16 protein-coding genes are annotated in these 20,826 nt (G+C 59.1%); 10 read left to right on the top strand and 6 right to left on the bottom strand.

All coding sequences use genetic code 11. The annotated features are described in order from the left end of the window. Positions 1-54 precede the first annotated feature (54 nt). Together AO068_RS15245 and pobA are read right to left on the bottom strand one after the other, a co-directional pair. On the bottom strand, positions 55-1,380 hold the full coding sequence (locus AO068_RS15245) for an MFS transporter (RefSeq protein WP_058408787.1): 1,326 nt from the start codon (positions 1,378-1,380) through the stop codon (positions 55-57). A 453-nt stretch (positions 1,381-1,833) separates the two neighbouring features. Next, positions 1,834-3,018 carry a 4-hydroxybenzoate 3-monooxygenase gene (gene pobA, locus AO068_RS15240; RefSeq protein WP_058408786.1) on the bottom strand — a complete coding sequence of 395 codons (1,185 nt, stop codon included), beginning with the start codon at positions 3,016-3,018 and terminating at the stop codon, positions 1,834-1,836. Positions 3,019-3,170: 152 nt separating this feature from the next. On the opposite strand from pobA, the gene AO068_RS15235 reads away from it, so the two are divergent. Next, positions 3,171-4,040, top strand: a complete 870-nt coding sequence (locus tag AO068_RS15235) for a helix-turn-helix domain-containing protein (protein WP_058408785.1) — start codon at positions 3,171-3,173, stop codon at positions 4,038-4,040. Positions 4,041-4,091: 51 nt separating this feature from the next. Here AO068_RS15235 and ppnN read toward each other — a convergent pair whose 3' ends face one another. Then, positions 4,092-5,465 carry a nucleotide 5'-monophosphate nucleosidase PpnN gene (ppnN, locus tag AO068_RS15230; RefSeq protein ID WP_002554339.1) on the bottom strand — a complete coding sequence of 458 codons (1,374 nt, stop codon included), beginning with the start codon at positions 5,463-5,465 and terminating at the stop codon, positions 4,092-4,094. 452 nt (positions 5,466-5,917) lie between these two features. On the opposite strand from ppnN, the gene AO068_RS15225 reads away from it, so the two are divergent. The 7 genes from AO068_RS15225 (at position 5,918) to AO068_RS15195 (ending at position 12,212) form a co-directional block, all read left to right on the top strand. Beyond that, positions 5,918-6,592, top strand: a complete 675-nt coding sequence (locus AO068_RS15225) for a TIGR04211 family SH3 domain-containing protein (protein ID WP_005731537.1) — start codon at positions 5,918-5,920, stop codon at positions 6,590-6,592. Positions 6,593-6,958: 366 nt separating this feature from the next. Further along, positions 6,959-8,560, top strand: coding sequence for a tetratricopeptide repeat-containing response regulator (locus tag AO068_RS15220; RefSeq protein WP_058408784.1), 1,602 nt, complete (start codon positions 6,959-6,961; stop codon positions 8,558-8,560). Beyond that, positions 8,557-9,252, top strand: a complete 696-nt coding sequence (locus tag AO068_RS15215) for a sensor histidine kinase (protein ID WP_058401305.1) — start codon at positions 8,557-8,559, stop codon at positions 9,250-9,252. Before AO068_RS15220 ends, AO068_RS15215 begins: the two co-directional genes overlap by 4 nt. Positions 9,253-9,528: 276 nt before the next feature. Beyond that, positions 9,529-9,738 (top strand): hypothetical protein, encoded by a 210-nt coding sequence (locus AO068_RS15210; RefSeq protein WP_058401306.1) that lies wholly within the window; start codon positions 9,529-9,531, stop codon positions 9,736-9,738. Positions 9,739-9,790: 52 nt separating this feature from the next. Then, the gene (locus tag AO068_RS15205) at positions 9,791-10,552 is read left to right on the top strand and encodes an SDR family NAD(P)-dependent oxidoreductase (protein ID WP_058408792.1); all 762 of its coding nucleotides are present in this window, start codon (positions 9,791-9,793) and stop codon (positions 10,550-10,552) included. After that, on the top strand, positions 10,549-11,190 hold the full coding sequence (gene vioB / locus AO068_RS15200) for a dTDP-4-amino-4,6-dideoxy-D-glucose acetyltransferase VioB (RefSeq protein WP_058401307.1): 642 nt from the start codon (positions 10,549-10,551) through the stop codon (positions 11,188-11,190). The genes AO068_RS15205 and vioB overlap by 4 nt, the downstream gene beginning before the upstream one ends. A gap of 5 nt (positions 11,191-11,195) precedes the next feature. Further along, positions 11,196-12,212 (top strand): ketoacyl-ACP synthase III, encoded by a 1,017-nt coding sequence (locus tag AO068_RS15195; protein ID WP_057455990.1) that lies wholly within the window; start codon positions 11,196-11,198, stop codon positions 12,210-12,212. 63 nt (positions 12,213-12,275) lie between these two features. Here the strand turns inward: AO068_RS15195 and AO068_RS15190 are convergent, their stop codons facing one another. From AO068_RS15190 to vioA, 3 genes are all read right to left on the bottom strand, one after another. Continuing rightward, positions 12,276-15,797: a glycosyltransferase gene (locus AO068_RS15190; RefSeq protein ID WP_058408783.1), complete on the bottom strand. Its 3,522-nt coding sequence runs from the start codon at positions 15,795-15,797 to the stop codon at positions 12,276-12,278. Positions 15,798-15,871: 74 nt separating this feature from the next. Further along, the gene (locus tag AO068_RS15185; RefSeq protein WP_057402142.1) at positions 15,872-16,597 is read right to left on the bottom strand and encodes a class I SAM-dependent methyltransferase; all 726 of its coding nucleotides are present in this window, start codon (positions 16,595-16,597) and stop codon (positions 15,872-15,874) included. Continuing rightward, complete coding sequence (gene vioA, locus AO068_RS15180) at positions 16,597-17,715, bottom strand: dTDP-4-amino-4,6-dideoxy-D-glucose aminotransferase VioA (RefSeq protein ID WP_058408782.1); 1,119 nt, start codon at positions 17,713-17,715, stop codon at positions 16,597-16,599. The genes AO068_RS15185 and vioA overlap by 1 nt, the downstream gene beginning before the upstream one ends. Before the next feature lie 384 nt (positions 17,716-18,099). Here vioA and AO068_RS15175 point away from each other — a divergent pair, with 384 nt between their 5' ends. Continuing rightward, positions 18,100-19,341: a glutamine synthetase family protein gene (locus AO068_RS15175; protein ID WP_161936592.1), complete on the top strand. Its 1,242-nt coding sequence runs from the start codon at positions 18,100-18,102 to the stop codon at positions 19,339-19,341. Between the two features lie 54 nt (positions 19,342-19,395). Continuing rightward, complete coding sequence (locus AO068_RS15170; protein WP_004664422.1) at positions 19,396-20,805, top strand: MFS transporter; 1,410 nt, start codon at positions 19,396-19,398, stop codon at positions 20,803-20,805. Positions 20,806-20,826 lie beyond the last annotated feature (21 nt).

Here is a 20,826-nt window from a genome sequence, read left to right as displayed (position 1 = left end):
TTCAATCAAAAAGCCAGGCACATGGCCTGGCTCAAGAGAACTGTGTGGTTAAGTTCAGGCGGTCGCCGCAACCTTGCCTGCCGATTGACGACTGACTCGCAAGGCCACCAGGCTGCCGACGATGGTCAGCGCGGCCAGCGAGTACAGCGCCAGAGTGGTCGAGCCGGTCTGGTCCTTGATCCAGCCCACCAGATACGGGCTGAGGAACCCTGCCATCTGGCCGATCGAGTTGATCAGCGCCAGCCCGCCCGCTGCAACGCTGGCGCTGAGCAGTGCGGTTGGCAAGGGCCAGAACATTGGCAGGCTGGTGAGGGCGCCCATGGTCGCGATGGTCAGGCCGAGAATGGCGATGATGGGCACTGTCGCGAAGTTGGCGGCGATGATCAGGCCCGTGGCACCCATCAGCATCGGCACCACCAAATGCCAACGGCGCTCATTGCGCAGGTCGGCGGAGCGGCCGACCAGCAGCATGAACACGCCTGCCATCAGGTAAGGCACGGCGCTGATCCAGCCGATCACCAGGGCATCGCTGAAACCGAGGTTCTTGATGATTGACGGTAGCCAGAAGTTGATTGCGTAGACACCGCTCTGAATGCAGAAATAGATAAAGCCCAGAATCCATATGAACGGCATGCTCAGCACCGAAGCCACCGAGCTTTTACCCTGCACCGGGCGGCTCAGTTCATCGTTGGTGATATCGGTCTTGACCCGCTGACGCTGCTCAGGCGTCAGCCAGCGAGCTTCCTCGACCTTGTCACACAGCAGAACGAACGCCAGCACACCGAGCGCAACGGTCGGCAGGCCCTGAATCAGGAACATCCACTGCCAGCCCGCCATGCCGCCCTGACCCGCGGCGAAGTGGTTGAGGATCCAGCCGGAAAACGGACCGCCCAACAGCCCGGAGACCGGAATGGCCGACATGAACAACGCCATGATCCGCCCGCGCCGCTGGTTCGGGTACCAGCGCGAGAGGTACAGCACGATGCCGGGGAAGAAACCGGCTTCTGCCATGCCGGTCAGAAAGCGCAGCACGTAGAACTCGACCGGCGTGGTGACGAACAGCAGGCAGGTCGAGAAGATGCCCCAGGTAATCATCATCAGGCCGATCCAGCGGCGCGGCCCGAAGCGGTTCAGCGCCAGATTGCTGGGCAGGCCGCACAGCACGTAGCCAATGAAGAAGATACCGGCACCCAGGCCATAGACCGTCTCGCTGAAACTCAGGGCGTCGAGCATCTGCAGCTTGGCGAAGCCGACATTCACGCGGTCCAGGTAATTGAACAGGTAGCAGATGAAGATAAACGGGATAAGGCGCAGGGTGATGCGACGGTAGACATGATTGCCGTCAGCGTCGCCCGCCTCGTGGGTCGAGGTAGCGGTCATGGCGTGTGTTCCTCTGTGCTTGTTGTTTTTATGCAGCTATGGAGCTGTCGGGTGCACTCCCGATCATAGGACGGTGTCCATGAAAACGCTTTGGGGTTTTGCACGGCTGTGAAGGGTGTGCGTTGTGTGATTGCACAACGTAAGGCTCTGCGCTGGCCTGCATCAGGTGGCTATGCGTCCTTTTGCGACTCGGCTCAAGATTGGACGCAGAGCTCACTACCGCTATCGTGCGACGCTCCGCGTCGGCATGCCTTTCAGGACGCTCCGCGTCCTCGTTGCGACACGGCTCAAGATCGGACGCAGAGCGTCCAGAACTGCATTCCCACGTTGGAGCGTGCGGAACGATGATCTCACTACCGCTATCGTGCGACGCTCCGCGTCGGCATGCCTTTCAGGACGCTCTGCGTCCTCGTTGCGACACGGCTCAAGACCGGACGCAGCAGGTGAAATACGTTACTCAATCGCCTCATACGGCAAGCCCACATAATTCTCGGCAATGGTCCTGCGCCCGGCTTGCGAGCCGACGTAGTAGTCCAGTTCGGTCTGCTGGATGCGCTGGCTGAACGCATCGGTGTCGGGGAAGTTGTGCAGCACCGAGGTCATCCACCAGGAAAAACGCTCGGCCTTCCACACGCGGCGCAGGCAGATCTGCGAATACTTTTCCAGCAGGTCAGTACGGCCTTCGCGATAGACCTTGAGCAAAATCCGGTACAGCGTGCTGACATCGCTGGCCGCGAGGTTCAGGCCCTTGGCGCCGGTAGGCGGGACAATGTGCGCAGCATCGCCGAGCAGAAACAGGCGACCGTACTGCATGGGCTCTACCACGAAGCTGCGCAGCGGCGCGATGCTTTTTTCGATGGACGGGCCGGTCACCAAGCGGTCTGCCAGATGCTCGGGCAGACGGGATTTGAGCTCGGTCCAGAAGCGTTCATCCGACCAGTCTTCGACCTTCTCTTCGGCGCTGACCTGCACGTAATAGCGGGTACGGATGGCCGAGCGCATGCTGCACAGGGCAAAGCCGCGCGGGTGATTGGCGTAGACCAGCTCTTCGTTGACCGGCGGCGTGTCGGCCAGTACGCCCAGCCAGCCAAACGGGTAGACGCGCTCGAAGATTTTCAGCGTTTCAGACGGGATCGATTGCCGCGATACACCATGGAAACCGTCGCAGCCGGCAATGTAGTCGCAGTCCAGGCGCACGGTTTCGCCGTCTTTCACGAACGTGACATAGGGACTGTCGGTTTTTGGATCGTGTATGTTCACGTCAGACGCGTCATAGACAGTCATCGCACCTGCTGCTGCGCGCGCGGCCATCAAGTCGCGGGTGACTTCAGTCTGGCCGTAGACCATCACGGTTCTGCCACCGGTCAGTGTTTTCAGGTCGATACGCTCGCAGCGCCCGTCGAAGGCCAGCTCGAAACCGTCATGAATCAAGCCCTCGGCGTCCATTCGTTCGCTGACGCCTGCTTCACGCAACAGGTCGGTCATGCCTTGCTCAAGCACGCCGGCGCGGATGCGCGAGAGGATGTAATCGGGGTCCTTGCGCTCGACAATTACGTTGTCGATGCCGGCACGCTGCAGCAGTTGGCCCAGCAGCAGCCCTGAGGGGCCTGAACCGATAATGGCAACCTGGGTTTTCATGGCGATGGTCCTGTTTTTGATCCCTGCCAAGCGTCATCAGCGGGATATGATTGTTTTTGTCTCCTGCATTTTTAATGGATGCCATCGAGATAAGAAGGCAATATTCGACGCATTATCTGGACTTTTCGAGGATCCGGACGGGAGAGCAACACATGGCCAGACCTGCCACTGCAACGATACCGGTGTTCAAGCTTTACGGGGAAACCGCGGCCTGGCCGACCCCGGACTTGATCCATTGCGAGTCGATCCCCGAGCGCAGCAAGATGCACGAATGGGAGATCAAGCCGCATCGCCATGGAGATCTGGTGCAGTTGCTGTATGTGCAGTCCGGCAGGGCGATGCTCAAGGTCGAGGATGTGGTCACCGAGGTCGAGACACCTTCGCTGCAGGTGGTTCCGGCGTTAAGCGTGCACACCTTCAGGTTTGCCGAAGATATCCAGGGGCACATTCTCAGTCTGGCCAAACCCTTGGTGGAGCAGCTTGAGACGGCACTCGACAGCTCGGCAATGCGCACGGCACGGTGTTACGAGCTAGGGGCGGACAGCCATTACGTTGATACGCTGTTCAGCGCCATCGCCCGCGAGTACCGGCAGCCCAGAGCTGGCCGCGATCTGATGCTGCATTCATTGATCAACGTGCTGGCGGTCTGGCTCAGTCGGCGCAGCAGCGAGCATGCTGGCGAAGAAATTCACGCCATGGACCGCGGCCGTGAGCATTTGCAGGTGTTCATGCATCAATTGGAGGCGAGCTTTCGCGAGCACTGGTCCATTCACCAGCATGCGCAGGCCATGGGCATCAGCGCCGCGCATTTGAATTCGCTGTGTCGGCGCCTGTGCAACCAGTCGGCCTTGCAGATCATCAGCCAGCGGCTGTTGCTGGAGGCCAGGCGCAACCTGATCTACACCACCATGACCATCAATCAGGTGTCCGACAGCCTCGGGTTTTCCGAGCCCGCTTATTTTTCGCGCTTCTTCAAACGCGCTACCGGGCAGTCACCCAAAGCGTTTCGTCAGCAGAAATAGAAACGGGGCGCTCAAGAGCGCCCCGTTTGCCTGCCGGTTATTGCCGTGGGATCAGGCCACGACCTGATAGCACGGCACGTAGGCCGCGCCACCGGGCAACTTCATCCGGTGCTGATCGACAAACGCCTGCAGCAGTTTGTCCAGCGGCCCCATGATCGAAGGATCGCCCTGAATCTGATAAGGCCCGTGCTCCTCGATCAGGCGAATGCCCTTGTCCTTGACGTTGCCCGCGACAATCCCGGAAAACGCCCGGCGCAGGTTGGCGGCCAACTCGTGAGTGGGCACGTCGTGGTTCAGTTGCAGCTTCGACATGTTCTCGTGAGTCGGATCGAAAGGGTGCTGGAAGCTTTCTTCGATCTTCAGCAGCCAGTTGAAGTGAAACGCGTCATTCCGCTCGCGGCGGAACTGCTTCACTTCTTTCAGGCCCTGAGTCATCTGCCGGGCGACGTCTGCCGGGTTGTCGATGATGATCTGGTAATGACGCTGCGCTTCTTCACCCAGCGTGGCACCGACGAACGCGTGCAGCTGTTGCAGGTACGGCTCGGTATTTTTTGGACCGGTCAGGATTACCGGGAACGGCACGTCCTTGTTGTCCGGGTGCATCAGAATGCCCAGCAGGTAGAGGAATTCTTCAGCCGTGCCTGCACCACCTGGAAAGATGATGATGCCGTGGCCGACGCGCACGAAGGCTTCGAGGCGTTTTTCGATGTCCGGCAGGATCACCAGCTCGTTGACGATCGGGTTGGGTGCTTCGGCCGCAATGATGCCCGGCTCGGTCAGGCCCAGATAGCGACCGCCGACAATGCGTTGTTTGGCGTGGGCAATAGTCGCGCCCTTCATCGGGCCTTTCATTACGCCAGGGCCGCAGCCGGTGCAGATATCCAGGCTGCGCAGGCCCAGTTCATGGCCGACTTTCTTGGTGTATTTGTATTCTTCAGTGTTGATCGAGTGACCACCCCAGCACACCACCATCTTCGGCTCTACGCCAGCGCGCAGCGTGCGGGCATTGCGCAGCAGGTGGAACACGTAATCGGTGATGCCCTGAGAATTGCTCAGGTCGATGCGCTGGCTGTCCAGTTCGCTTTCGGTGTAAACGATGTCACGCAGGGCGCTGAACAGCATCTCGCGGGTGCTGGCGATCATTTCACCATCAACAAACGCATCGGCCGGAGCGTTGAGCAGCTCCAGGCGCACACCGCGGTCCTGCTGATGAATTCGCACTTCAAAGCTTTCGTACGCCTCAAGAATGGTCTTGGCGTTATCGACGTGGGCGCCAGTGTTGAGAATGGCCAGGGCGCACTGGCGAAACAGGGTGTAGGTGCTGCCTGAACCGGCCGCGCTGAGTTGTTGCACTTCACGCTGGGACAGGGTTTCAAGGCTGCCTTTCGGGCTTACGGTGGCGTTAATCACTTGTCTTGGGATCATTCTATTTTCCATTAGAGCGATGCAGTCGAGCATCAGGATGGTGAACATTGAGAACATTCACCCCTGTGGAGCCTTTTCTACAGCACTTGGCCGGGAAAGCAAACGCCGGACCGCAGACGTCCCCTGTTTGAGCCTTTGTGCGCCATCGCAGGATTGAATCGGCAAGCGAATTCTTTTGAAAGCAGGCACTTGCCCGGCATGACCGTGCGGCTGAATTTTGACGCGTACAACGGGCAATAGTGAACCTGACCCCGTTAACGGAGTCTGTTAGCTGATGGACTTTCTGGACGGCCTGCACGAAAGGGATCATCAGGTGCTTTTTAAGCGCGCCTGATAGGCAGACATTCCGTCCGGGCAGGAGTTGCAAAACCTTTGATCGCCTGCCGCTCCCATCCTTAGCCGGCCCGTTAAACGAGGCTTTATTTTCATTTCAGATAAAGATAATTATCGCCATGTCTCGTCATTTCTCCGCACTTCTTTCCCGAGCCCCTGGCCTGTTCGCTGTTTCGCGTCGCTTGCTCGGCGCAGGCCTGTTTGGCGCTGCATTGACCGTTGTCGTTCCTGGCAACGCGCAGGCCGCAGGCAGCGATCGCTGGGTCAGCGACAGCCTCACCACCTACGTACGCAGCGGACCAACCGATGATCATCGGATTGTAGGGACGCTGAAATCCGGGCAGAAGGTCGAGCTGCTCAGCTCTTCGGGCAAGTTCAGCCAGGTGCGCGGCGAAGGCGGTTCCACAGTGTGGATCCCCAGCACTGACCTGCAGGAAGTGCCTGGTCAGGCCGAACGTGTGCCGCAATTGACCCAGCAGGTCACCGAGCTGACTGATCAACTGGCGGGCATCGACAATACCTGGAAGACCCGCGTGCAAGGCATGCAAGAGACCCTTGATGCGCGCAAGAAACTGGTCGACGAACTGGAAGCCCGCACCAAGACCCTCAACGATCAACTGGCTGATTCTCAGGCCGAATTGCGTGCCACTCAGGCGCGGCTCGGCGACGAGAACAAGCAGGTAATGATGCGCTACATGGTTTATGGCGGCAGCATTGCCGGTGCAGGCCTGCTGGTGGGTCTGATCCTTCCGGCGCTGACCAAGGGCCGCAAGAAGAACGATGGCTGGGTGTAAACCTGCCTGAAACATCTGCTCATGCCCGCGCCGCGCGCTGGCATGAGCGATAGGTGACGAGCCTCCCCGAAACTCCCTTCCTGCTCCCGCAATTACGATCCAGCCCGCAAAATTTCTGCATGCCTGCCGCCCGGACAATGCGCGAAGTTGATGTTCGTTCTACAGTTTCTGCCCGTATGGTCGAAAAACTGAGTGTTGCCCTGAACCGCGTGGCTTGTTGCGGGGACGGCGGTAACGGCGAACTGTGTTATGGCATGTTGCCATCATTTATTATGTGCGTCCTGAAAAATGGGCTGCCGAGTCGGGTCTGAGTGGTTTTCAGGCCGTGGGTCTCATATTTTCACCCTCTCCTGTGCAGGAATCCGGATGCTGGCGTACAACCAAAAAAGCTTTCTTATCGTTGATGACTTCTCTGACTTTCGCAGTTCAGTGCGGTCGATGCTGCGTGAACTGGGCGTCAAGGAAGTGGATACCGCCGACACCGGCGAGCAGGCGCTGCGCATGTGCTCGCAAAAGCGTTATGACTTCGTATTGCACGACTTCAACCTGGGTGATGGCCGCAAGAATGGCCAGCAGGTGCTGGAAGACTTGATGATCGAGCGGCTGCTGAGCTACGAAAGCGTGTTCATCATGGTCACCGCCGAAAACAGTCAGGCGATGGTCATGAGTGCGCTTGAGTGGGAGCCGGACGGTTACCTGACCAAGCCGTTCAACCGTGCCGGGCTGGCCCAGCGCCTGGAAAAGCTGGTACAGCGCAAGACCCTACTCAAGCCGATTCTGCAGGCCCTCGACCGGCGCAAACCGGCCGAGGTACTGGCCGCGTGCAACAAGCTGATCGAGCAGGACCCGCGTTATGCGCCGTTGTGCTTGCGCTACAAGGCGGATGCCTTGCGGGACCTGAAGCAGAACGAGCCACTGGAAGCCTTTCTCAAGACCATTCTGGCTGATCGTGCCACGCCGTGGGCTTATGGCGCATTGGGCAGTCTGTTGCTCAAACGCGGCAAGACCGCCGAAGCGCAGGCCGTCTATGAACAGGCAATCAAGGCGTTTCCGGCCATGCCGGCGCTGTTCGACGGTCTGGCTGATGTGCTGGTAGCGCTTGGCGATGCCAAACGAGCGCAGACGGTGCTGGAAAGCGCCGTGCGCCTGTCGCCTCTGGCAGTCCGTCGACAGAAGCTGCTGGGCAAGCTGGCGCTGGGCAACGAGGATTTTGAAAGTGCCTCCAAAGCCTATCGCCAGGCGGTTTCCCAAGGCCAGCATTCGCGTTTCAAGGACCCGGAAACCAACCTCGGGCTGGCACATGCTCTGATCAGCAAGGGCGGCGAGCAGGGGCTGGATGCGCGCACGCGTGTCGAGATCAACAACGCCCTTGTCGACGTTGCCAAGGAACATAGCGACGACGAAGGTCTGCAAGTGCGCACCCGGCTGATGAAGGCTGCCAGCCTGCAGCACTCGGACCCGGAAACCGCAGCCAAGCTCACCGAGCAGGCGATGGCCAGGCTCGATGGCATGGAGCAGGTGCTCAGCGCCGATGCCGCCCTGATGGTGGCTGCGCAGCTCAAGAAACTGGGCCAGGAAGAAGCGGGTGCCAGTGTTTTGAAGAGCTGTGCTGAAGCCTATGGCGATGATCCGGCGGTGATGAAAAGCGTCGCCAGCATGACCGACGATCCCGCGATTCTGGGAGCCAGCAAGGCTGCCGTCGATTTCAACCTGCAAGGCGTGCGCAGTTACAAGGCCGGCAACCTCACCGAGGCACAGGCGTTTTTCCGCAGCGCCCTGGGCTTGCAGCCGAAGAACATCAGTATTGTGCTGAACATGGTGCAGTCGCTGCTTCATCCGGGGCAGAACCTCGGGCAAGCCGGCATTGACGAGTGCCGTGCCAGCCTGACCGTGCTGGGCAAGATTCCGGAAAGTGATCCGCGTTATGAGCGTTACCAGAAACTCAGGGAGAGGGCGTTTGGCGCATGAGTGAAGAGACAGAGCAGGGCCTCGACTTTTCCATGGTGATCGCCTCCACCGTACATGACATGAAAAACTCGCTGGCGACCCTGACACAGGCGCACAGCGAGTGGCTGGCGAAGCTTTCCGGTCAGCAGCGTGACATGCCGGAACAGGGCGTCATCGACTATGAGTTCGCCAACCTCAACGGCATGCTCGTGCAGTTGCTTGGCCTTTACAAACTCGGTGTCAACCAGTTGCCGTTGCGTCCGGATTACCATGAACTGGACGACTTCATCGAAGCGCAGTTGGCGCACCATCAGGACGTGCTGGCCAGCCGCGGTATCGCCGCGAGCTATGAAATCGATGACATGAGCCCCTTGGGCTTTTTTGACCGTGAACTGGTGGGCTCGGTGGTCGGCAATATCATCGTCAATGCCATCGGCTTTGCCCGCGAGCAGATCGTGATCAGCATCGGTGAAGAAGGCGGTCAGTTGAAGATCACCCTCAATGACGATGGTCCCGGTTACCCGGCGTATCTGATCGAGCGTCAAACCGAATACGTGCAGGGCATCAATCAGGGCAGTGGCAGTACCGGCCTGGGCTTGTACTTTGCTGCGCACATTGCCCGGCTGCATGTGCGCAACGGCATGCGCGGGCGAATCGAAATCGCCAACGGCGGCGTGCTGGGCGGGGCAATGTTCAGCATTTATCTGCCCTGAAACCCGAACTGCAATTGCTGCGAAATATGAGACAACCGCGCACCAGCATTATATTGACGCGGTGCCGCGCACTTGCGTTATCCCGTTGTCGGTAAGCCTGTCATGTTTTTGACTTTGGTGTCCTCAATGCCTGCCTTTTGCCCCTGTCCAGCCCGGTAACAGGGGCTTCCCCGTATGCTCAATGGCTTGGTTCGATTATTGCTAACGTCCTGTCAGGCGCCGGCTTTGGTCCGCGCAGCGTTTTAATCCAATAGCAGGCTGTCCGGGAGCATCGAGATGGAAGACACAGTACTCAGGCTGATCGAAGAAGCGATGGAAGCAGACGAAGGCACCTTGAGCAAAGGACAAAGTCTGGATTGGGACTCCATTGCGGTCCTGACCTTCATGTCGCTTGCGAATGAAAAACTGGACAAGAACCTCTCGGCCAACCGTCTCAACGCTTGCAAGAGTGTGGATGACGTCATCGGTCTCGTTACAGAGTCATAAGCGATCAGGGGCTTTCCAGGCGGTGCCGGTCAGCCCGGAAGAGGAACGTTGGGTGGTGAGTAATCCGTTTTCATTGAGCGGCAAATTGATCATGGTCACAGGTGCCTCTTCCGGCATCGGCAGCCAGGTTGCGATATGGCTGAGTCAGCAGGGCGCCCGGGTGGTGCTGGTTGCCAGAAACACCGGGCGGCTTGAAGCGACAAGGTGCCAGCTTCACGGTGAAGGTCACGGGGTCGAGCCTTTCGATTTGCTTGACGGGCATGCTGTCCCGGCCTGGATGAAAACCCTGGCCAGGACCTACGCGCCCTTCGACGGGCTGGTGCATGCCGCCGGTGTACAGATGCCGCTACCGATTCGAGCCCTGGCAATCGAGCAATGGGAAACGGTATTTGCCACCAACGTGACCTCTGGCTTTTCGCTGATAAAGTCATTCAGGCAGAAAGGGGTCTTCGTTCAAGGGGCCAGTATCGTTCTGCTTTCATCGGTGATGGCTCAGGCCGCCCAGCCTTCCCTGATGGCCTACTGCGCCAGTAAAGGCGCAGTGGAATCGATGGTCCGCGCTGCGGCACTTGAACTGGCCAGAGACGGAATAAGGGTCAATGCCATTGCGCCGGGCATAGTGCGAACCGAAATGACCCGCAAGCTTGAAGATCTGGTCGGTATCGATTCCATGGCCGTGGTTGAGCAGAAGCACCCGCTGGGGTTTGGTGAGCCGCTGGACATAGCCTATGCGGTCAATTACCTGTTGTCTCCGGCGGCTCGCTGGGTGACCGGAACATCGATGGTTGTGGATGGAGGATACCTGGCGCAATGAATGCCAATAGATTGCTCATCGTAGGTGCCGGTGCTTTCGGCCGTGAAGTGCATGCGTGGCTGACCGATTGGGTAGAGAAGAACCCTGGATGGCTTATCGCCGGATTCATCAATGACGGCCCCGGCTCGACCGAACGCTTCGAGCATTATCCGCCTGTCGTTTCGACGGTGGATGGCTACCAGCCAAAGCCTGAAGAGTATCTGGTCTGTGCGATCGGCGACCCGAGCGGCAAGCGCCTGGTTGTGGAAAAACTCCTCGCCAGGGGCGCGCAATTTTTCACCCTCATTCACCCTTCGGTCATCATTGGCGAAAATGTTTCCATTGGTCAGGGTGCGGTGATCTGTCCTTCAACGGTGCTCACGGTCGATCTTCGCATCGGCGCATTTGTAACCCTCAATATTGGCTGTCTGGTGGGGCATGACGCAGACATCGGCGACTTCTCCACCTTGAGCGGGCATTGCGATATCACTGGCGGTGTCGTGCTGGAGGAAGGTGTTTTCATGGGGACGCATGCCAGCGTCCTGCCAAAGGTAAGGATCGGCAAACAGGCTGTGGTCGGAGCGGGTAGCGTTGCAATACGCAATGTAGCCGCTGGCACTACAGTATTCGGTGTACCTGCCACACGCATATCGGGGTAACGCTCATGGGCGCTCATGCCAGGATCGTGAACATAGAATATGAACTGCCTGCTCATTCGCTAGACAATGAAACACTGGCGCGCGAATTTCCCGAGTGGGATGTCGAGAAAATCTTCTCGAAGACCGGTATTGGCGAGCGGCGTATCGTCGACAAGGATGAAACTGCGTCCGACCTTGCGTACCGCGCCTGCGAGAAGTTGTTTCTCAACGGAGATATTCAGCGCAGCGAAGTAGACGCGTTGATTTACTGCACGCAAAGCCCGGATTATGTATTGCCCGCCACCGCCTGCATTCTGCAGCACCGCTTGCAGCTCCCCACCCACTGCGCCGCCTTCGATTTCAATCAGGGCTGTTCAGGCTACATTTACGGACTTGGCATCGCCAAAGGGCTGATCGAGTCAGGGCAATGCCGGAATGTGTTACTGGTGACGGCGGAAACCTACAGCCGCTACATTCATCCGCAGGATAAAAGTGTTCGTACCCTGTTCGGTGATGCCGCGGCCGTGACCCTGCTCAGCGCGACCGAGGGCGGGCCTTTCCTGGAGCGTTTTCGTTATGGCAGTGATGGCTCCGGGGCGGAAAACCTGATGGTCCCGATTGGCGGTGCGCGAAGACCCTCGGCGGAAAACCTTCAGCCTGCCGAGTATCAGGATGACGGCGGCAGTGTGCGTACCGATGCACACCTGTACATGAATGGCCCGGCGATTTTCGAGTTTTCCATGACCCGCGTACCGCAGTTGTTCGCGTCGTTGTTCGATGACGAACTGGGTGTAGCCGATGTCGATCTGTTCGTGTTTCATCAGGCCAACCACTTCATGCTGGATGCCCTGCGTCGGCGTTTGAAGTTGCCGGTCGAGAAGTTCGTTTCTGCCTTCCAGCACTGTGGCAATACGGTGTCGTGCACCATTCCCATTGCGCTGAAGGAATCCTTGAACCGGGGTACGCTGAAACCGGGCGACCGGGTTGCTGCGGTCGGGTTCGGGGTGGGCTATTCGTGGGGGGCGTGCGTCATACGCTGGTAAACATCATCGCTCTGCGTCACCGCCCGGACGCAGAGCTTGTTGTCGGTTTGAATCCTTCCCTGATCAGCCCTTCAGCCAGGCATCGCGCCAGGCTTGCAAGTGATCGGCCTCAAGCATCCAGTTATCGATGACTGCCTGCCTCAAGGCATCGCCCTTGCGTGCGCACTCATCCAACTGGTCAATGTGTTGCTCGATGGCACTGACCCAGGCATTGGTTTCGTTTTCCACCCGAGTGACGGGCAGGTCTTCAGGCACGCTGAGCACATCACTGCAAATGACCGGAAAACCGCAGGCACCAAACTCCAGCAAGGCCACCGGGCTTTTGCTCCGGTTGATCAGATTCGACTCGGCCGGCACCACTACCAGATCCAGATTCAGACTGGCCAACGCCTCGGGGAACAAGGTGCCCTCCACGGGCGAACGCAGTTCATGAATGTAAGGGCGTAGCCAGCGCGTGCAAGGTCCCATGATGACCCACTCCACACGGTCTGCCAGCGCCTTGATGACTTCTGACAGAATCAGCAGGTCGCCTGTTTCTGTCGCCGTGCCTACCCAACCTACACGAGGTCTGGGACGAGTCTGGCGCTGGCTTCGCAGATTGCGCCACGGATCAGGCGCAAGTCGGGTTTCAACCACCTGAATGTTGAGGTGTGAGCCCTCTAGCAGCTCCGCCAGTGCTGTTGTGGGGACGGTGATCAGATCTGCCCGCGCCAGCCCGTGGCGCAGGGAAGCCTGCACTGTAGCGAGTGGCGCAGCGCTCTTGTCGATTTCAGCGTACGCCGGGTAGTGCGGCAGGTCGTAGGCCACCCAGGCGTTGGTGTGGTCCTTGATCGCGTTGATGCTGGCAATCAGGCTTTCATCTATCGGCCCCTGGATGACCACTGCATTCGGGCTGAGCCTGGCAATTTCCACGAATGGAAGCGGCGCATGGCTGATGATGCCGTCTGCCTCGCGCTCGGCGCTCAGGCTTTGCAGCGCGGTGCTGATGCGATTGCCGGCAGCCGCATGATTGCAGGGCAGAGCAAGGACCACCGGCAGTGGACGGTGGGTCAACGGCCGCCAGCTCAACTGCGGGTTGCTCTGGGCGACGAAACTGTCAGTCAGCATCAGGTTCTTGTTGTATGCAGGGTCCCAGGCCATGTAATGCAGCCAGCGGTGGTAGAGCGCGCGCGTCGCGAAATCCAGTGCTTCAGCGTCGCTCTGTGCGTTGTTCGGGCGCAGCGCAACGATGGCGTGCGGTGTCCAGACGACCAGATGCCCGGTGCTGCGCGCCTTCAGGCACAGGTCAACGTCATTGAAGTGCAGGGGGAACAAGTGTTCGTCCAGGCCTTGCACCTCTTCATGCACGGACTTGCGAATCATCAGGCAGGAGCCGCTGACCGCGCTGTAGTTCTGGTCTGTTTCCAGACGTTGCGCATCGCTCGCAGACCCTGCGATGTCGCTGGCAGTGACAGTCGCAGCGGTGCCATTGAGGCCTATGATGATGCCGGCCTGCACGACATTGCCATCCGTCGAAATGAGTTTCGCGCCGACAACGCCCACTTCAGGGCGCAGTGCGTGGTTGAGCAGGTGGTTGAGCCAGTCCTGCTGGATGATCAGGGCGTGGCTGTCGAGCATCACAAGATAGTCGCCCAGCGCGTGTTCGGCTGCGGAGTTGAGCAGCGCCGACGGGCTCAGTGCCTGCTCATGGCGAACGATGCGGATCCGTTCCGACTGCATCGACTCGATGGTCGCCAGCCATTGCGTGGTCTGTGCCGACTGGCTGTTGTTGTCGCAGATCAGAATTTCATAGTGCGGATACGTCGTGTTTTCCAGAATGCTCTCTACGCAGGGCAGCAGCGTTTCGAGCTGATCCTGCGAGGTAACGAGAATGGAGACCAGAGGCTGATCGGCATGGCCGTAATCGATCCGGTAAAGTCCCGACTCCAGCGCATGCACCTTACTGCCTGGGTAGCCACGCACGTGCAGATGCCGTTGCACGGTGCGCGCCTGATCGTAGTTCTCCTGTGCCTGCCATAAGGGCGAGATGATCATCGGCTCGCAAGAGTGCGCAAATTCGGTATAGCCCGGACCCTCGATCATGCGCAGGATCAGGTCGAGTTCAATGGCCTGCGCGTGGACTGGGTCGAAGCCGCCCACCTCCAGAGCTTTTTCACGATTGAACAGCCAGTTGCGGCTGGTTGCCGCCGGGCAGGTCAGCAGGTAATCCAGGCTGAAGTCCGGGCGAAAGGCCAGATGCGCGCCTGCCTGCGCATGCAGGGTCACTTCGTCGCCGAACACTGCGCAGGCTTCGGGCGTTTCGATCATTTTCATGACGGCGCACAGCAGGCCGCTCGAGGTGAACGTCGTGCCGGCGTCGACCAGGATCCACCAAGCTTGATCGTTTTCCTGCATCAGCGCGTTGATGACCGTTGCACGATTTTCCATGCTGGCATCCCGCCAAGGCAGTTGCGCTTGCAGCGGCGTCTGCTGGTCCCGGTCGTAGTCGGCAAGGACAAACACCTTGAGCTTGTCGAGCAGCGGCGCGTCGGACGCCAGGCTTTGCAGCGTGCTCAGCACGCTCTCGGGCTGCTGATTGAAATCCGACACGACAATCGCAATAGCAGGGCCGCCGTTGTGTTGTTGCAGGTGCTCGTTGAGCAACGCATGCTGGGCTGGCGTAGGTCTGCGCTGACCGAGCCAGCCAGCGACACGGGTATTTCGAACGGTAGCTTCGGGCCTTCTGTCGAAGTAGGCCAGCAGGTCCATTTCCTGAATATTGTCGCGTTGTGACAGCGGAGCAACCTTGACCTTGCCATTGAACTCGTCAGGCCTTACCCAGCCCAGCTCTGCGGGAATGCGTTTGAAGTTGGCGTGACCTTCGCGAGGCAGGGTCGGGTCTTTTCTGAATGCCTCGCTGCTCTGCTGATCCGACACCCGGAAATAGGAGAGCGGGCGGGCGAGCATCGCCAGGTTGCCATGACGCAAGAGCTTTGCGTACATGGCCAAATCACCCAGCCCCCAGATCAGCACCTGTTGCAGGGACATGATGTCCTGCCCGAATACCAGCAGGTCTTCGCGACGACACATGACTGCACTGGGCTCGCCGACGAAGTTGATCGGGTGACTGGCCAGAAAGGACACCAGCTCCGGACCGTCCAGAACGACGTTTTTGCCGAATGGGTAGGCCGTGTAGAGGTTGTCTGCCAGCAGAGTGCCGTTGGCGTCGATCCTCTTTCTGGTCGCGGACACCACTTTGATATCAGGGCTGTCGTGCATGACATCGAACATCAGGCGCACGCAGTCCGGGAGAAGGATGTCATCGTCGTAGAGAAACTTGATGTACTCACCCTGCGCACGCGCTATGGCGTGTGCGATGTTGTGAGGTTCGCCCAGCGGCGTTGCGTTTTTGAAATAGTGAATGGGCCAGCGGCTGTCCGGGCTGAGCTTTTCGACAATAGCCTTGATGCCATCGTCACGGCAGTCGTCGGTAATGATGATCTCGATGTCGTCGTGGTTCTGGCGCAGCGCGCTGGCAAGCGCTGCTTCGAAGAAAGCCGGTTTGTAAGCGGGGATGACAATACTGACCAGGCGTGAAGAACTCATCGCAATACCACTTTTGAAAAAGTTTTAAAAACCAACCGGGCAACGCAGTCGGCGTCCATGATCTGCAGTTGTCGTCAGCTTTTTTGGCCTATATACAAAACCGACTGTTCCGTAATGCCGTGCTGCTTGAAGACGCCTTCACCGAATGCCTGCGAGCCGAGGGCCTTCACGTCGAAACCGGCCTGCGTCAAACGGGACTGGAAGTCTTGCCTGGCATACATCCGCACATGATCGTCCTGGCCGAAGCGCGCCCAGCGCTCATCGACGCTTGGCTCGTCCGGGTCTTCTTCGGTTTCGGTGGCGGTCAGCAGAATCGGCACCATCAGGATGGCAGAGCCGCCTTTGGCCAGTACCCGAAACAGCTCGGACATGGCCTTGCGGTCATCAGGTACGTGCTCAAGTACGTGCGAGCACACGATGAAATCGAAGGACTCGTCGGCATACATGTGCATGTCCATGATATCGACCACGTCATCAGCCAGCGGCGAGAACAGGTCGGCCGAGCGATATCGGGCGTTGGGCAGGCTGCGCAGAAACTTCGAGAGCACCACTGCTGGCGCGATATCGAGGATACGCAACGGTTTGCCCGGCGGGTTGTCGAGCATGTTCATGGCAAACAGCGCGTAAAGCCGGTCGCGGTCCGACGCCATGCATTCGGGGCAGCTGTATTGCCCGACGTTAAGGGTTTCGAAGTCTTCGATGCAGTAGTGGACGTTCAGGCGGTGGAGGATTTCCAGATGGCTTCTACCCAGCGGATAGAAGTTCGGGAAACGACAGGAGCAGACTGGGCACGTTCGCATTAGCAGTTCTCTTTACTGGCTTTGACGATCACATCAATGATGCTGTCGAAGGCTTCATCCGTCAGGCTGTCGTAGATCGGCAGGCACAGGATCTGACTGGACAGGCCGGTCGCGACACGCAGGCGATCGGGTTTTGCCGAGTCAAGGCCCCGGTACATCGGGAATGTGGAAATGAGCGGGTAAAAGTAACGGCGCGCCAGAATGTTGTGGTCGCGGAACCGCTGATAAAGGTCATCGCGGGAAATCGCGAAGTCTTCGGTGACCAGCACCGGGAAGTACGAGTAATTGTGTTTTTCGGTGCTTTTCCAGAGAATTTTCAGCCCCTGCACCGTTGCCAGCGCATCGCGATAGCGTTCATCGATACGTTGCCGTTTCAAGAGCGCTTCGTCGATGTACTTCAACTGAAGCAGACCGAACGCAGCGTTGATCTCACTCATCTTGCCGTTGATTCCCGGCGCGACTACGGTCACTTCGTCAGCAAAGCCGAAGTTCTTCAGGTAATCGATGCGTTGCTTGGTCTTGGCATCCGGACTGATGATGGCCCCGCCTTCGAAGGTGTTGAACACCTTGGTGGCGTGAAAGCTCAGCACCGACAGATCCCCGTGATTCAGCAGGCTTTGCCCGCGATGCTGGACACCGAACGCATGGGCGGCATCGTAGATGACCTTCAAGCCATAGCGATCGGCGATCTGCTGAATGCGGTCGACGTCACACGGGATGCCGTAGCAGTGTACGGGCATGATCGCCGTGGTAGCCGGAGTGATGGCTTCTTCAATGCGCTCCGGGTCCAGGTTATAAGTACCCGGGTCGATGTCGACAAACACCGGCGTCAGGCTGTTCCAGAGCAGCGAATGGGCGGTTGCCACGAACGAGTAGGGCGTGGTGATGACTTCGCCCTTGATGCGCAGCGCCTGAATGGCGGTCATCAGCGCCAGCGTGCCATTGGAAAACAGCGAGAGATGCTGCACGCCCAGGTACTCGGCCAGCTCCTTTTCAAGCTGCTGGTGAAACGGACCGCCATTGGTGAGCTGGCGGCTTTCCCATATGTGTTCGAGGTAGGGAATGAACTCCTCCAGAGGCGGTAACAGAGGACGAGTTACTGGAATCGGTGCGCTCATGGAGGGTTCTCTGCTCGTGTTTTATCCGATTGCTGTTCGAAAGGGCATCTGCTTCAAGGGCTTCCGGCAAAGGCGTTGCCATTGACATAAAAATGACAGTCGAACTGTTGTGACCGGGGTACACAGCAAGAACCCGGCCAAGACCGCTTTTGCCGGATCAGGTAGAGGTCGGGTAGTGATCCTTCTCACGAAGGTGTTTCAGTGCTTGATATCCCGAACGCCCGCTGCGTATTTTGTACGGGTTGCCGCCGAGCGGCCTGGCCCACGACAAAGGAATGAACCATGACACGCAATGACCCCCATCCGCTGGCACAGCTGCTGATGGGCATTGATGAAGTGGAGTGTGTGACCCCGGACCTGAACGGCGTGCCACGCGGCAAGGTGATGACCGCTGCCGGTTTTCTGCAGGGCAGGCGATTGCAGCTTGCGCGGGGTGTGTTGCTGCAATGCATCATGGGCGGGTACCCGCCGTCACGGTTTTACGGTAGCGATGATGGCGACCTCGCGCTGCTCAGCGATCCGCAGCAGGTCCATCGTCTGCCCTGGAGCGAGCAACCGCGCGCCCTGGCCATCTGCGATGCGGAGGAGTTGAGCGGCGAGCGTTGCATGCTCTCGACGCGCAGCCAGCTCAAGGCCGTCATTGCCCGCTATGCCGCACGTGGGCTGGCCCCGGTTGTGGCCACTGAACTCGAGTTCTTTGTCTTCGCGCCCAACCCCGAGCCGCTGTATCCGTTCGTGCCGCCGACAGGGCTGGACGGACGACGCGAGCAGGGGCATTCAGCGTTCAGTATCAGCTCGAACAATGGCTTGCGGCCTTTTTTCGCCGAGGTATACGCCTGCATGGCGGCGTTGGGCCTGCCGCGGGACACGGTGATGCACGAAATGGGCGTCAGCCAGTTCGAGATCAACCTGCTGCATGGCGACCCGCTGCTGCTCGCCGACCAGACCTTTCTGTTCAAGCACCTGCTCAAGGAAGTCGCGCTCAAGCACGGGCTTATTGTGGTCTGCATGGCCAAGCCGCTCGCGCACACGGCGGGCAGTTCGATGCATCTTCATCAGAGCGTGGTGGCAATAGACTCCGGGGTAAACGTCTTCAGTGACGCAGATGGCCAGCCGACTGACACGTTTCGTCACTTTATCGCGGGTCAGCAGGTCTGCATGGCTGACTTCACCGCGCTGTTCGCGCCCAATGTGAATTCCTATCAGCGCCTGTGCCAACCCTATGCTTCGCCCAATAACGCCTGCTGGTCCTACGACAATCGCGCAGCCGGCCTGCGCATCCCGTCGAGTGCAGCGGCGGCTCGAAGGGTGGAGAACCGTTTGCCAGGCGCCGACGCCAATCCTTATCTGGCCATCGCCGCAAGCCTGGCGGCCGGGCTGCATGGCATCGAGCAAAAGCTGGAACCCACCCCGCCCATGCAAGGCGAGATTGAGGTGCCGGAAGAATTGTCATTGCCGTGTACCCTGCACGCCGCTCTGGAGCGTCTGAAAAGCAGTCAGTTGGCCAAGGAACTGTTTGGTCATGAATTCATCGAAGGCTACATCGCGTCGAAGACCCTGGAACTGACCAGTTTTTTTGACGAGATAACCCCCTGGGAACGGCGCGTTCTGGCTGCTCAGGTTTAAGAATCGCAGTGTTGGGCTCGCCCGGTCGGGCGACTCCCTATTTTTGGAAAGTTGATGCGCCAAATCTGGAAGTCCTTTCGAGCGCTTTATTTTGCCTCGTTGATGATGTTGATCGGTTCAGGTCTGCTGAGCACTTATCTGGCCCTGCGCCTGGCGGCCGATCAGGTCGACAGCCTGTGGGTCGGTGCGCTGATGGCCGCCAACTATTTCGGTCTGGTCCTGGGGGGCAAGATCGGTCACCGTCTGATCGGCCGTGTCGGTCATATTCGGGCCTATGCCACCTGCGCCGGTATCGTTGGTGCTGCGGTGCTAGGGCATGGCCTGATCAGCTGGTTGCCCGCCTGGCTGGTACTGCGGGTGATTGTCGGTCTGGGCATGATGTGCCAATACATGGTCATCGAGAGCTGGCTGAACGAGCAGGCCGCCGCGAAACAGCGCGGCATGGTGTTCAGCGGTTACATGATTGCGTCCTATCTGGGCCTGGTGCTGGGGCAACTGGTACTGGTGGTCCACCCGCAACTGGGCCCTGAGCTGCTGATGCTGGTGGCATTGTGCTTCGCGCTGTGTCTTGTGCCGGTCGCCATGACCCGGGCAATTCACCCCGCACCGTTGCACCCGGCACCGCTGGAGCCGCTCTTCTTCATGAAGCGTGTGCCGCAGTCGCTGACGGCGGTGTTGGGTGCCGGGCTAATCATCGGTTCGTTCTACGGTCTGGCACCGGTTTACGCCGCCGAACAGGGGCTGTCCACCGAGCAGGTCGGTCTGTTCATGGGCTGCTGCATTCTGGCCGGGTTCCTGGTGCAGTGGCCATTGGGTCTGCTTTCCGACCGCTATGACCGATCCGTACTGATGCGCATCTTTGCCGCTGCACTGGTGGTGGCGTCATTGCCGCTGGCGGTGTTTCCGAGTGTGCCGGTCGAAGTCCTGTTCGGCGTCGGCTTTCTCGCCTCGCTGATGCAGTTCTGCCTCTATCCACTGGCGGTGGCATTTGCCAATGACCACGTCGAGGCCGAACGCCGGGTGTCGCTGACGGCCATGTTGCTGATGACCTATGGCATCGGCGCGAGTATCGGCCCGTTGGCTGCCGGCGTGGTCATGAAGCTGTTTGGCGGCCACATGCTGTATGCGTTCGTCTGTGGTGCCGGGGTGATTCTGGTGCTGCTGATCAGACCCAAGGCCGTTACCCATTTGCATCAGGTCGAAAACGCACCGCTGCATCACGTCGCGATGCCGGACAGCATGTCCAGCTCGCCGCTGGTGGTTGCACTGGACCCGCGTGTCGATGAGCAGGTGGTTCAGGAGCAGATGCAGACCACCGTCGAGCCGGAGTCCGAACCTGAGTCTGAGGTGGTGGCCGACGCCGACGCAGAAACCGAGGCACAGGCCGAGCCGGTCGCGGGCACGGAAACAGCCGAAGCTGAAGAGCACGAACGCGAGCGTGAAAGCGAGACCTGGAAGGCTTGAGTGTAGCGGGGGGCAGAGCAG

It is taken from the genome of Pseudomonas sp. ICMP 3272 (assembly GCF_001466905.1).
Lineage (GTDB): Bacteria > Pseudomonadota > Gammaproteobacteria > Pseudomonadales > Pseudomonadaceae > Aquipseudomonas > Aquipseudomonas amygdali.
This window is presented reverse-complemented; position numbering and strand designations above follow the sequence as displayed.